Source organism: Alkanindiges illinoisensis DSM 15370, from assembly GCF_000619845.1.
Classification (GTDB): domain Bacteria; phylum Pseudomonadota; class Gammaproteobacteria; order Pseudomonadales; family Moraxellaceae; genus Alkanindiges; species Alkanindiges illinoisensis.
Genome location: NZ_JHUX01000007.1, coordinates 51,122 through 64,704 on the forward strand (window position 1 = coordinate 51,122; position 13,583 = coordinate 64,704).

Annotated in this window: 9 protein-coding genes and 1 pseudogene; 9 read left to right on the forward strand and 1 reads right to left on the reverse strand. The window is 49.2% G+C overall.

The genetic code is table 11. The annotated features are described in order from the left end of the window. The first annotated feature begins 77 nt into the window (after positions 1 to 77). Both gshA and Q337_RS0111325 read left to right on the forward strand, forming a co-directional pair. Entirely contained in the window at positions 78 to 1,700 is a 1,623-nt protein-coding gene (gene gshA / locus Q337_RS17580) for a glutamate--cysteine ligase (RefSeq protein WP_051526827.1), read from the forward strand. Then, complete coding sequence (locus Q337_RS0111325; protein ID WP_026471682.1) at positions 1,700 to 2,188, forward strand: disulfide bond formation protein B; 489 nt, start codon at positions 1,700 to 1,702, stop codon at positions 2,186 to 2,188. Before gshA ends, Q337_RS0111325 begins: the two co-directional genes overlap by 1 nt. Before the next feature lie 159 nt (positions 2,189 to 2,347). Here Q337_RS0111325 and Q337_RS0111330 read toward each other — a convergent pair. Then, positions 2,348 to 3,601: pseudogene (locus Q337_RS0111330) on the reverse strand (alpha/beta fold hydrolase); the annotation flags it as partial. Positions 3,602 to 4,048: 447 nt separating this feature from the next. On the opposite strand from Q337_RS0111330, the gene Q337_RS0111335 reads away from it, so the two are divergent. The 7 genes from Q337_RS0111335 to Q337_RS0111380 all read left to right on the forward strand — a co-directional run bounded on the left by Q337_RS0111335 (position 4,049) and on the right by Q337_RS0111380 (position 13,519). Next, positions 4,049 to 4,630, forward strand: coding sequence for a YqiA/YcfP family alpha/beta fold hydrolase (locus Q337_RS0111335; RefSeq protein WP_026471684.1), 582 nt, complete (start codon positions 4,049 to 4,051; stop codon positions 4,628 to 4,630). A gap of 31 nt (positions 4,631 to 4,661) precedes the next feature. Further along, positions 4,662 to 5,294 (forward strand): HAD hydrolase-like protein, encoded by a 633-nt coding sequence (locus Q337_RS17585; RefSeq protein WP_034280164.1) that lies wholly within the window; start codon positions 4,662 to 4,664, stop codon positions 5,292 to 5,294. 294 nt (positions 5,295 to 5,588) lie between these two features. Continuing rightward, entirely contained in the window at positions 5,589 to 7,487 is a 1,899-nt protein-coding gene (parE, locus tag Q337_RS0111350; protein ID WP_026471686.1) for a DNA topoisomerase IV subunit B, read from the forward strand. A gap of 481 nt (positions 7,488 to 7,968) precedes the next feature. After that, positions 7,969 to 8,331, forward strand: a complete 363-nt coding sequence (locus tag Q337_RS0111360) for an HPF/RaiA family ribosome-associated protein (RefSeq protein WP_026471687.1) — start codon at positions 7,969 to 7,971, stop codon at positions 8,329 to 8,331. A 93-nt stretch (positions 8,332 to 8,424) separates the two neighbouring features. Further along, entirely contained in the window at positions 8,425 to 8,967 is a 543-nt protein-coding gene (locus tag Q337_RS0111365; RefSeq protein ID WP_026471688.1) for an ankyrin repeat domain-containing protein, read from the forward strand. Between the two features lie 464 nt (positions 8,968 to 9,431). Continuing rightward, the gene (gene parC, locus Q337_RS0111375; RefSeq protein ID WP_026471690.1) at positions 9,432 to 11,654 is read left to right on the forward strand and encodes a DNA topoisomerase IV subunit A; all 2,223 of its coding nucleotides are present in this window, start codon (positions 9,432 to 9,434) and stop codon (positions 11,652 to 11,654) included. Positions 11,655 to 11,845: 191 nt separating this feature from the next. Then, complete coding sequence (locus tag Q337_RS0111380) at positions 11,846 to 13,519, forward strand: long-chain-fatty-acid--CoA ligase (RefSeq protein ID WP_026471691.1); 1,674 nt, start codon at positions 11,846 to 11,848, stop codon at positions 13,517 to 13,519. Positions 13,520 to 13,583 lie beyond the last annotated feature (64 nt).

Genomic DNA, 13,583 nt, shown 5'->3' on the forward strand with positions numbered 1-13,583 from the left:
AGGCAAAATCGCTATGTCTTGCTTTGCACAATAAATTGATATGCAAAGTGATGTTGCTGGCCCAGTGAGTAAAATGAATGCGTAACCCGGACTTGTTAACCCAGTTTAATGTACCAGCGTGGTTAACACCTGATCACTTGTCAGGCATGCAGCGCGGCATTGAAAAAGAATCGCTGCGCATGCAGGCCAATGGTTTTTTGTCGCAAACCGATCATCCACGCGCACTGGGTTCGGCATTAACCCATCCGCATATCACCACCGACTATTCAGAAGCGCTGATTGAGCTGATTACGCCACCTGTGAGTCATCCGCAACAGGCGCTGGATTTTTTGCGCCAGCTGCATGTGGTGGTGCAGCAAAATCTGCCGGAAGGGGAAACCCTGTGGCCATTGTCCATGCCCTGTATGCTGGACAAGGATGAAAACAATATTCCACTGGCCAGATACGGGTCCTCGAATCTGGGTCAGTTTAAAACCCTGTACCGCCGTGGACTTGGCATACGTTATGGACGCCGCATGCAAACCATTGCCGGGGTTCATTATAACGTGTCATTCCCCGATCAGCTTTTTACGGCATGGCAGCAACACAGCAGTACCGCACCTGAATTACAGCAGCTGAGTTTGCAGGACTATCGCAGTGAGCGTTATTTTGGCCTGATCCGTAATTTCCTGCGGTTGGCGCCACTGGTGGTATATTTACTGGGTGCCAGTCCCTCGGTTTGTGCCTGCTTTTTGTCAGGCCGCCAGCATCATCTGCAACCACTGGTTAGCGGCACCATGTACCTGCCGGAAGCCACCGCCCTGCGCATGGGACGGCTAGGCTACCAGAACAGTGCACAGCGCGGCCTGGGCATTCACTATAACAATATGCAGGATTACATCCGTGGCATTGAGCAGGCCATTCATACGCCGTATCAGGCCTTTAGTGAGCTAGGTCTGGATGATGAAAACGGTGAGCCATTGCAAATCAATGATCATGTGCTGCAAATTGAAAATGAATACTACAGCCCAATCCGGCCCAAGCAAATTCCCCAGTCTGGCGAAACACCAGCCCAGGCCCTCAAAAATCGTGGCGTAGCCTATATTGAACTGCGCGCCGTGGATATTAACCCGTATAGCGACATTGGGATTGATTTGACCAGTGCCTGTTTTCTGGAAGTTGTGGCGTTATATGCTTTACTGCAGGAGAGTCCGGCGATTAATGACAGCGAGCAGGACTGTATTGATCACAACCTGATTAAAGTGGTGGATCAGGGCCGTAATGTGAACCTGAGCTTAAATACCCCGGAAGGCGAATACCTGTTCAAGCCATGGGCACGCCAGCAACTGGAACACATGCAGGCCATTGCCCGCATGCTGGATGAAACAACGGCGCAGCCTATTTATCAGGCAGCACTACAGGTGATGAGCAAGCGCCTGGAGCATGTTGAACATACGCTGTCCGCCCAAGTGCTTAGTGATACGGTCACAGCTGGGGGATCGTGGCGCTTTGGCCATGCACTGGCCAGCCGTTATGCCACTCAGCAGGGTGAGCAGCAATTGCCGCCGGAGCAGCAACAGTATTTTAGCCAGATTGCCGAGCAGTCGTGGCAGGCACAGGCGCAACTGGAACAGCAGGATCAGGGCGACTTTAAAACTTATCTTGCGCCTTATCGCCAGAATCATGCAGTATCAGCAACATCGCCCAAGGAGCATGTTTAATGAGGTTAACCTACCGTGTGGTCAGTCTGATCCTGTTTCTGGCCAGTGTGGCTGGTATGGCGTTTGCCCTGTATTTGCAGCACTATCAAATGCTGGAGCCTTGCCCGCTGTGCATTTTCCAGCGTGTTGGCCTGATGGGCATGGGGCTGGTTTCACTGATTGCCTTTATTCATAATCCGGCAAAACTCTGGGTACGCCGTAGCTATGCACTGTTAGCCACGCTATCCATTAGCTGGTCGTTTGCAGTGGCAACGCGGCATGTGTGGCTGCAGCACCTGCCACCGGAAGATGTGCCTGCCTGCGGGCCGGGCCTTGATTACTGGCTGGATACCTTCCCGTTAAGGGATGTGGTGCAAAAGGTACTGCATGGTTCGGGCGAGTGTGCCGCCATTGACTGGACGTTTCTGGGGCAATCGCTGCCGACCTGGGCACTGGTGTTTTTTAGCGGATTATTGCTGCTGAACCTATGGCAACTGGTGCGTCGCTAGTCACGGGCGCTGGTGCCGGACTAAAATACGTAAACCCTGAAATAAAAAAGGACGCCTGATGCGTCCTTTTTTAGTGATTTTTTACCAAAAATCTAGCGTGTACCTAGTCTGCACCTAATCCACAATAGTTTCGATGCGCTGGCTTGGATCGCGCACCTGGCTGGCATTCGGATACAGCCAGGCAATAATTTGCTCACGTACACGGGGATGATGCTGAATCTCAAAATGGTTTAGGCCATAAAATACCGCTTTATGGTCTTCAGGCACTTTTAAACGGAACTGCGGATGCGGATGGTCTCCCAGTGCACTTTTGACGCTCACCAGATAGTCACCAATGGCTTCAAGGGTCTTGGAGCTTGACGATTCACGTTCCAGCGTTCCGGCAATCAAATAAGTATTTACGCGGGAAGGTAGCGGCGCAGGCTTGCGGCAATCGTCCATCTGGCCAATCTTGGCATCCAGATGTTCCCAGTCGTCATCACGCACACTGCCATGACGCAGGTCAATAATCCCGGCACTGCGCATATTGGCAAGCTGCGCCAGTACACTGGCAAACGGCACCTTACCGATTTTTTCCTGAAACATAAAGCCCAGGCGTTCCAATACTGCACCCTGATGCGGTGAACCAATGCACACCAGATTTTCAACGTAGTTAATCCAGTTATAGGCACTTTGCTTGCCATAAAACAGCGCACTACGTGACACCAGCCCACCCATGCTATGACCAATCAGGTCAATGGTGGTAATACGCGGATTACGTTTAATCAGGTCTTCCAGCACATTGGAAAATGAACGGCCATTGGACGAAATACGGCGTCCAGTGTTGTAGTTCAGGTACAGCACATTGGCTTGTTGCTGGTGATAGAGGATATGTTCACCCAGTCCGCTGCTTTCACCCGGTGCCCAGCTTAAGTGGTTCATGCACAGGCCATGTACTAGAATAATTACCCGTCCGGAAAGTTCGCCGCGCTGCAACTGGCCATAACGGTCATACAGCACCATGGGCAATGCCAGCGGGTTGTGACTTTGAAGCATGTAATCACCCAGCACGCCATTCAGCGCATTGGCTATAAAATGCATCAGTGGTGTTAGGGGTTTTTCATGCAATACCGGAAAATAACGGTTCAGGCCGCGCAAGCTGATGGCAAGACCTTTACCATATTGTTGCATGACGCGCTGGCTAAGATTATACACCCGCTTGGTAATGCCGTTATCCCAGATAAAATTGGCTTGCCGGGTGGTTAAGGAAAAATATTGCAGGAAAATTTCACGATGGATTTCTTGCACCAGCTCGGCCACACCACTCACACTCGACGTGGCCAGCTGTGACAGACCTTCCAGAAAATCGGCCTGTGACGGAGGACTACGGTCAAACTTGCAGTAGTTTTCATGAAGTGGGGTTAAGCTAGGCATGATGCGGCATCCTCCGTTTATTCGCTAAATCGACTTTATTCCTGTGCGATTAAGCAGTGGGTCACAGTTGGGTGACATAGCTATTACAAGCTGTTACATGATGTTTACTCTTGATTACTAAAGGTGTCAATATCTACTTTAGTACAATAATTGGCCAAAATGCTCATTCTGGCTTATTTTCAAAGCAGTTTAGCCAATTGCCGATTTTTTACACTAAAATGCCTACTACTACCTATATCCTGAAATAGTTGAGCAGTACGTAAAAAAATGTTTGAAAGTAAAAGCACTTAGTGGTCAAAAAGTAATTTTGTTACATAACTTAAGTGTAACTTAGGCAGTATCGCCTCTTGTTATACGCTTTACACAGAACGTATCAGACTTGCGCATAACTTTAACACGCGTACAATTTAGGCCCGATTTGATGTGTTTGCCGGATAGGCCATTTTTATGCAACTGATTTACATTCATGGACTCAACAGCAATGCGGCATCTGCCAAGGGTCAAATGCTGGAAGACTGGTGTAAAACCCACCGACCAGAAATCAGGGTGGTTCGACCCGATCTGAATCTGCCCCCACAGCAGGTTATGCAACTGCTGGATGAGGCTATTGCTCAGGACGCCCACACCGGTTTGGTGGGCAGCAGCCTTGGTGGCTTTTATGCGACAGCTTGTGTCGCAAAGCATGCGGTGCGGGCTGTTCTTGTTAATCCATCTGTGCGACCATTTGAACGGTTCAAACGGTTCTTTGCGCAGGGTGAAACCGAGCATCATACTGAAACTGGCTGGGTCGTTACCCCGGACCAGCTGGAAGACCTAAAGGCATTGTATCAGCCTGTACCTGCTAGCCCAGATAGAATTCTGGTGCTGCTCAAGCAGGGGGATGAAGTACTGGATTACCGTGAGGCTGAAAGTTATTTCAGTCAGGATGAGGCCCAGAGTGCGCTGATTGTAGAGCCGGGCGGTGACCATTTTATGCATGATATGGACAGCAAAATTCCGCTCATCATTAATTTCTTGTTTGATCGCTAATGGCGTGATTCATTCTCAGGCTGCACACCGCATGCAACGCGCAAAGTACCAACTGGCTATTTTTGATTTTGATGGCACGCTAGCCAATTCATTTCCATTTTTTGCCAGTGTGTTTAACGAGCTGGCTGAGCAGTATCGTTTCAAAAAAATTGAAATGCACGAGATTGAAACTTTGCGTCATGCCACACCACGCCAGATTATGCAGCATGTGAACATGGCAGCCTGGAAACTACCGCTGGTATCGCGCGGCTTTATCCGGCGTATGCGGCGCAATGCGCACCAGATTGAACTGTTTGAACACATTAGCGACAGCTTGAAGTTTCTGGCCAGCTCAGGTGTGCGGCTGGCCATTGTGTCATCCAACTCAAAGGAAAACGTGGCTGTCATTTTAGGGGCTGAACTGTTTGCCCTGTTTGGTCAGGTGCATTGCGGCATGTCGATTTTTGGCAAGACCGCGCATTTGAAAAAGATTTTAAGGAAAACCGGCATTGCAGCCCAGCATGCCATTTATATTGGCGATCAGGAAACCGATGCCGAGGCAGCAGCACAGGCCAATATGGCATTTGGTGCAGTGAGCTGGGGCTATGGCAGTATGCAGGCCCTGCGTCAGCATGACCGCGTGCTAGAGTTTGTCACGGGTCATGATTTGCGCCAGCTTGCTTGAGGCATAAACTGCTATACAGGCACTCATGTTCATTCAGATATTTATCCAAAAGACGGCTTGCGCATTCATGAGCAGGCCTGAGCTTTGGATGTGTTATTAATTTAATGTTGTATGTTTTAGTTGATATTAATAGTTTTTTTCGTCATTTGTTTTTGCATGAATCCTGTGCTTTGCGTCGATTGGTCAATAAGCAATATACACACAGTGGCTATAGCATTTTAATGGTCAGCCAGCGTAAAACCTTGGATGAAAGAAAACAGTTAATCAATGACTTTATAATGGGAAGTGAATAACGTGAGTCAATATACTGCGCAGTCGCTAGAGGTATTGTCCGGCCTTGATCCGGTGCGCCGTCGCCCCGGCATGTACACCGATACTTCACGCCCCAACCATTTGGCGCAGGAAGTCATCGATAATGCGGTGGATGAAGCGCTGGCGGGTCATGCCAATGAAGTAACCGTGGTGGTGTACAAGGATGGTTCGCTATCCGTGCAGGACAATGGCCGTGGCATGCCGGTGGACATTCACCCGGAATATGGCCAGAGCGGCATTGAGATTATCTTGACCCGGCTGCATGCGGGCGGCAAGTTTTCTACCGATAATTACCAGTTTTCCGGTGGCTTGCATGGCGTGGGTATTTCAGTGGTCAATGCCCTATCCACCCGGGTTGAAGTACAGGTGCAACGGCAAGGCAATTTATATAGCATGGCGTTTGCACAGGGTGTGCCGCTGGACGGGCTTAAGGTACAGGAAAAAGCCGTGCCCAAGCGCCAGACGGGAACGATGGTACGTTTCTGGCCGGAAACCAAATATTTTGATAGTCCCAAATTTTCGCTGCGCGCGCTCAAGCATGCGTTAAAGGCCAAGGCTGTGCTGTCGGCTGGCTTAAAAGTCAGTTTTCATGATGAAGACAGTGGTGAAACCCTGGTCTGGCAATTTGAAAATGGCCTGCTGGACTATTTAAAGGATGAGCTGGATGGCCGGGAAATTATTCCCGCTGAGCCTTTTGTGGCCACGGCTAGCGTGGAGCGTGCACATTGTGAGTTTGCCATTTGCTGGAATGCCGAGGGTGGCGGCTCTTTACAAAATAGTGTACAGGAAAGCTATGTCAACCTGATTCCCACGGCGCAAGGTGGTACGCATGTCAATGGCTTGCGCTCCGGCATTGCTGATGCACTACGCGAATTTTGCGAGCTGCGCAACCTGTTACCGCGTAATTTAAAGCTGGCTGCGGATGACGTGTGGGATGGCGTGAATTTTATCCTGTCGCTCAAGTTTCAGGAGCCGCAGTTTTCCGGGCAAACCAAGGAGCGCCTGTCCAGCCGTGAAGCTGCTGGCATTGTGCAGAATATTTCCAAAGATGCCTTTTCATTGTGGCTTAACCAGAATCCCGAAGTGGCAACTCAACTGGCTGAGCTGGCTATTGACCGGGCAGGCCGCCGTTTAAAGGCCGCCAAAAAGGTTGAGCGCAAGAAAATAGCCTCGGGACCTGCACTTCCCGGCAAACTGGCGGATTGTGCCGGTGCTACCCGTGAGGAAACCGAGCTGTTTCTGGTAGAAGGTGATTCGGCAGGCGGAAGTGCCAAGCAGGCGCGTAACCGTAATTTTCAGGCCATCATGCCACTGCGGGGCAAGATTTTAAACACCTGGGAAGTATCGTCTGATGAGGTACTGGCCTCACAGGAAGTGCATGATATTGCCATTGCCATTGGGGTTGACCCAGGCAGTGATGACCTGTCTGAATTGCGTTATGGCAAGATTTGCATTCTGGCGGATGCGGATTCGGATGGCTTGCACATTGCCACGCTGCTGTGTGCCTTGTTTGTACGGCATTTTCCGGCCCTGGTAGAAGAAGGACATTTGTTTGTTGCCATGCCACCTTTATACCGGATTGATGCGGGCAAAGAGGTGCATTATGCACTGGATGATGCAGAGCTTGAGCAAATCCTCAAGAAAATCAAGAGCCGTGGCACACCCCAGATTACCCGCTTTAAGGGTCTGGGTGAAATGAACCCGCTGCAACTGCGCGAAACCACAATGGACCCAAACACCCGCCGTCTGGTACAACTGGATCTGGATGATAGCCATCATACGGCGGGACTACTGGACAAGTTGCTGGCCAAAAAACGGGCTGCAGATCGTAAGGTCTGGCTGGAAGAAAAAGGTAATCTGGCCGATGTGGCAGCCTTATAAGCTGTTTTAAATTGTCCGTAAAATCCCATTATTCCATTATTGTGTCTGCTTGTCAGGTACAATAATGGGATGTATTGGACGTCAAGCTGTCATCATGTCTGCTTATCATGATAACTCATAAAAATTTTGTTTAAGTTGGGCCTTTATTCTTAATTTTTCCTTAGTTCTGCATTAATAATTTTTCTATTTTATAAAGCTGTACTTAATGTTCGTTAATTTGTTTCAAATGGTGAAATTCATCTAAATCCCGCTGGTGGTCCTGTTTTTCCATGCTATCTTCAAAGTGTTCTCGTATTAAAACGAACAAGGGCCTTGGTTATTGTCTGCCTGAAAAAGAACGTGCGCATGAATGCTTTACTAGCCTTTTTACACGATGCTGGTATGTTCAGCAGTTCTTTGCCCATTATGGTGCAGGGCAGTCAAGCCAAAAACTTAGCGTCTTGATAGTCAGGCGTATAATGCAAGTGAGGAACCTTAGATTATGAATATTGAAGTTCGTACAGATAACCATATTGAAGGCACAGCACGAATGATTGATTATGTGCGTGACCAGCTTAAAAGCGAATTTAGTCGCTACAGTGAACGAGTAACCCATATTGAAGTGCATTTTAGTGATGAAAATGCCGACAAAGGGGGCGATCAGGACAAGCGCTGTGCTATTGAAGCACGTGCGGCTGGCCTAAAACCCATGGCAGTGACCAATAAGGCTTCCAGCCTTGATCTGGCACTCGATGGCGCCATTGAAAAACTGCATCATATGTTTGAGCATAGCCTGGATAAACTCAACGACCATCGCCATGAAACCCGGCCAAACTGGGAAGAACTGGTGCCAGAGCAGGAATAAACTGTACAAAAGCCCGTCAAATCATGTCGGGCTTTTTTGTCAGAGACGCCCGAGCCTGTTAAGCTGTCGCTATAATATCTGGATCGAGAAACCATGTTAAATCCACAGCAAAAAGCATTATTACAAGCCATTGATGAGTTGGACGTTGCCCAGGTGCAGCAGTTGTTACAGCAGGTTGATCCCAATTTTGTTGATGAAGAAGTCGGGCCGCCCGTATCCAAACTGTGCGATCAGTTGTTTCGCTGGTGGGAAAATATCTGCGATGCGCATGAGGCCAACCATCCGCTGAGCGAAGCAGAAAAACAGGCACAGCTAAAGCCGTATATTGATATTTTGCAGGCGTTGATTGCAGCAGGCGCCAATTTACATTTGTGGGACAGCGAAGAGTTATATGGCCCACTCTGGGATGCAGCCAGTGCTGCCTGTGAACCAGTAGTTAAAATCCTGCTGGCGCATGAGGTTGATCCAAACACCCGGGATGATGAAGGCCTGACTATTTTGTCATCCATCAGCGACCTGTTTTTTGACTGCGACTTTGACCAGATTGACTGGGCGGATGCGCTACCGGAAGAACGCGCCACGCTGGAGCTGTTACGCCAGCATGGTGCCAAAATGAGCAAGGAACTGGCCAGTTAAGTTTGCTATATCTGTACTATCCATGTAGGAAACAGCATGAATAGTGCATGGCTTGGTCTCATTATTCCACTGTGATGTATGTTGCTGTTTATTGGCTACTTTGGAATCATGCGTGCGATATTTGAATCCGGTGAGTTACCAAAAATATCTCCTGAATTGACTGCCATGTATAAGAATTCCTTAATTGGAAGAAGTGGCGATAACAGCGTGCAGTTTCTACTGATTCTGGTAGCTGTTCCAATTGTCTGCCTAGGATTTAGTGCTGGTTATTTTCAGTCTAGAACAACAGACCCGGGTTTGCGCTGGTTTGGCCATGTTCTCGGTGTTTTAAATTTAATCTTAATCTGGGCGTTATTTCGATATCTAACGTCCAGCAAGCTTGTTTGACGGATACAGGATAAAGCAAGTAATAAAACTTAATTTCACTTGCTAACTGTCCTTAATCTTAAGGTTATCAATAAACTATGACTAGTTTTGTGCAAAATGCGACAGAAAACCGTTCGGTTGCCGAGTTTACCGAACAGGCGTATCTCAACTATGCCATGTACGTGATTATGGATCGCGCACTGCCGCATATTTCTGATGGCCTAAAGCCAGTGCAGCGCCGCATTGTGTATGCCATGAGCGAACTTGGCTTAAAAAGCAGTGGCAAACCCAAAAAATCGGCACGCACGGTGGGTGATGTACTGGGCAAATATCACCCGCATGGGGACAGTGCCTGCTATGAAGCCATGGTGCTAATGGCACAGCCGTTTAGCTATCGCTATCCCCTCATTTCCGGGCAGGGTAACTGGGGCTCACCGGATGATCCAAAATCCTTTGCGGCCATGCGTTACACCGAAGCCAAGCTGTCAGCTTACAGCGAGGTATTGCTTAGTGAACTGGGTCAGGGCACGGTGGAGTGGCAGGACAATTTTGACGGTTCAATGAAAGAACCAGTCACCCTGCCAGCGCGTTTACCGAATATTTTACTGAATGGCACCACTGGTATTGCAGTGGGCATGGCCACTGATATTCCGCCGCACAACCTGCGTGAAGTGGTCAAGGGCACCATTGCCTTACTCAAGAATCCTGAGCTGACGGATAAAAAGCTGGCTGGCTTTATTCCAGGACCGGACTTGCCCACGCAGGCTGAAATTGTGTCCAGCCCGGATGAGTTGCTTAAAATCCAGACCACAGGCCGTGGCAGCTATCGCATGCGTGCTGTATACCACGTGGATAAAGGCGAGATCATTATTACAGCACTGCCGTATCAGGTCTCCGGCAACAAGATTCTGACCCAGATTGCCGACCAGATGCAGGCCAAAAAACTGCCCTTGGTCACCGATTTACGTGATGAATCTGACCATGAAAACCCAACGCGTCTGGTGATTGAACTGCGCTCTAATCGCGTGGATGCCGATGCAGTGATGAGCCATTTGTTTGCCACCACCGATCTGGAAAGCAGCTACCGGGTGAACCTGAACATGATCGGGCAGGATGGTCGCCCACAGGTCAAGTCCATTCGTGAAATTCTGCTGGAATGGCTGGCAATCCGGCAGGATACAGTGAAGCGCCGTCTGCGTTTCCAGCTGGATAAAATTGAGCGCCGCCTGCACATTCTGGCCGGTCTTTTAATTGCCTATCTGGATATTGATACAGTAATCAGGATTATCCGCGAGCAAGACAAACCCAAGCCGGTGCTGATGCAGCATTTTGGGATTGATGAAATTCAGGCCGAAGCCATTCTGGAGCTGAAACTGCGCCACCTGGCCCGTCTTGAAGAAATGGAAATTCGCCGCGAGCAGGATGAGCTGTCTGCACAGGCCAGCAAAATCCGTGAGCAACTGGAAAACCCGGAATCGTTGAAATCATTGATTATTGACGAACTACAGGCCGATGCCAAAATGCATGGGGATGAGCGCCGCTCACCGATTGTGCAGCGTGAGGAAGCCACTGCGCTCAAGGAAAGTGACCTGATTCCTGCCGAAGCCATTACCGTGGTGTTGTCGCAAGCTGGCTGGATTCGTGCTGCCAAAGGTGACATTGATGCAACGAATCTGAATTACCGTGCTGGTGACCAGTATCTGGCGCATTGTGCAGGCAAGTCCAACCAGCGGGTATTTTTGCTGGATAGCACTGGACGTAGCTATGCAGTGGCAGCCAGCACCTTGCCATCAGCACGCAGTCTGGGTGAACCGCTCACCACACGGCTAAATCCACCCGCAGGTAGCCGTTTTATTGACCTGATCATGGGTGAGGAAACGCAGTCGATTATTCTGGCCAGCAGTCAGGGCTATGGGTTTGCCAGCAGCATTGCCAATCTGGATACCAATGCCAAGGCCGGCAAGGCGCTGGTAAACCTGAGTGAGGACAGTGAACTGTTGCCATTGCTTGAGGTGCCTGCGCAGGCCGACCAGCTTGCCGTACTATCCTCCAGTGGTCGTTTGCTGATTTTTACACTGGCGGATTTGCCTGTAATGAGCAAGGGTAAAGGTAACAAACTGATTGCACTGGAATCCGGTGAGCGCGTACAAACCATGGTGGTCTTGAATGCGCAAAGCAGCCTTGCCATTGAAGCCGGTTCACGCACCCTGACGCTAAAAGGAGCTGATTTGGCGCACTATATCGGCAAGCGTGGTTTGCGCGGTCATTTACTGCCGCGAGGCTACCAAAAAGTTGCTGGCATGCGTACAATTTGGCCGTAAGAGGGGTAAGGGGCGAAAGCCCCTTTAATCTGTTAAAACATGAAAATATTAACAGGAGCTTAAGCCAGCCAGTTGTGGTCAAAACATTTCTTGACTAATTGACACTAACTTGGTTTAACCCTAATTAAATATCTTATGATAACCTTAGCCTAAGCTAGTGATAACCGATGCACACAGGAGCGTTTTTCAACATGGATCATATTTGGTACAAGACGTACAAAACGGCAGGTATTCCAGAACAAATCGTTATGCCGGCAAATAACACCTCAATGGTTGACGTGTTTGAACGAAACTTTCAGAAATTCGGTTCACGCGATGCCTTTATCTGTATGGATAAAGCCATGAGCTTTTCTGAACTTGATAATGCCAGCCGCAAATTTGCGGCCTACCTGCAATCCCTGAACCTGAGCAAGGGTGCACGTGTAGCAGTGATGATGCCCAACGTGCTGCAATATCCGGTAGCTGCCATTGGCATCCTGCGTGCCGGTTATGTGCTGGTTAATGTTAACCCGTTATATACCGCGCGTGAGCTTGAGCACCAGCTTAAGGATTCCGGCTCAGAAGTCCTGATTATTGTTGAAAACTTTGCGCATATTTTCTCGGAAATCCAGAACAACACACCGGTAAAACATACCATTGTGACTGGTGTGGGCGATTTGCTGGGTACGGTAAAAGGCCTGATTGTCAACATGGTACTGCGCCATGTACGCAAACAGGTTCCAGCATGGAACATCAAGAATCATGTACCGTTTAAGGCTGCCCTGAACAAGTTTAGCGCCAATCGTTACAAGCGTCCGGTCATGAGCCTTGATGACACTGCCGTGCTGCAATATACCGGCGGTACCACTGGCGTTTCAAAAGGTGCCGAGCTGACTCACAGCAATCTGGTTGCCAACCTGTTACAGGTTGAAGCCATTTTCAAGAGTGCCTTTGATGAAGGCGCAACTGCTGAGCAAAACAATATCCTGTGCGCGCTACCGTTGTATCATATTTTTGCCTTCATGGTCTGTGCCATGTTTGGTATGTACACCGGCGCTACCAACATTCTGGTGCCAAATCCGCGTGACATTCCTGGGCTGGTTAAGGAACTGGCCAAATATCCACCGGCTTTCTTCCCGGCAGTGAATACCCTGTTTAACGCACTGGTCAACAATGCCGACTTCCAGAAACTGGACTTTAGCAAGCTGAAAGTGGCGATGGGTGGTGGCATGGCAGTACTGCCATCAACTGCTGAAGCCTGGCAGCAAATTACGGGCCGTCCGATTGTGGAAGGCTATGGCCTGTCTGAAACCTCTCCGGTAGCAACGGCTAACCCGCCTTCCATTACCAAGTACACCGGAACCATTGGTATTCCCTTGTCATCAACCGATGTTGCAATTCTGGATGACGATGGCAAGTCGGTAGCACTGGGCGAACAGGGTGAAATTTCCATTCGTGGCCCACAGGTCATGAAAGGCTACTGGCAGCGTGCTGATGAAACCGCAAAGGTGATGACTGCCGATGGTTATTTCCGCACGGGTGACATTGGCGTGATGGATGAAAACGGTTACGTTAAAATTGTAGACCGTAAAAAAGACATGATTCTGGTGTCTGGCTTTAACGTCTATCCTAGTGAAATTGAAGAAGTGGTTACCAAGCATCCTAAGGTGCTGGAAGCCGCGGCCATTGGTGTGGCAGATGCCAAAAGCGGTGAAGTGCCCAAGCTGTTCATTGTGAAAAAAGACCCAAGCCTTACCGTTGATGAAGTGCTGGCTTACACCAAGCAGAATTTGACTGGCTATAAACAGCCAAAATACGTTGAATTCATCGACGAGTTGCCAAAATCCAACGTGGGCAAAATCTTGCGTAAAGACCTGCGCAAATAAGATTTTTGCAGTCATGTAAACAAAAGAGCAGTCCTGATGGGCTGCTTTTTTATACCTAAATGCT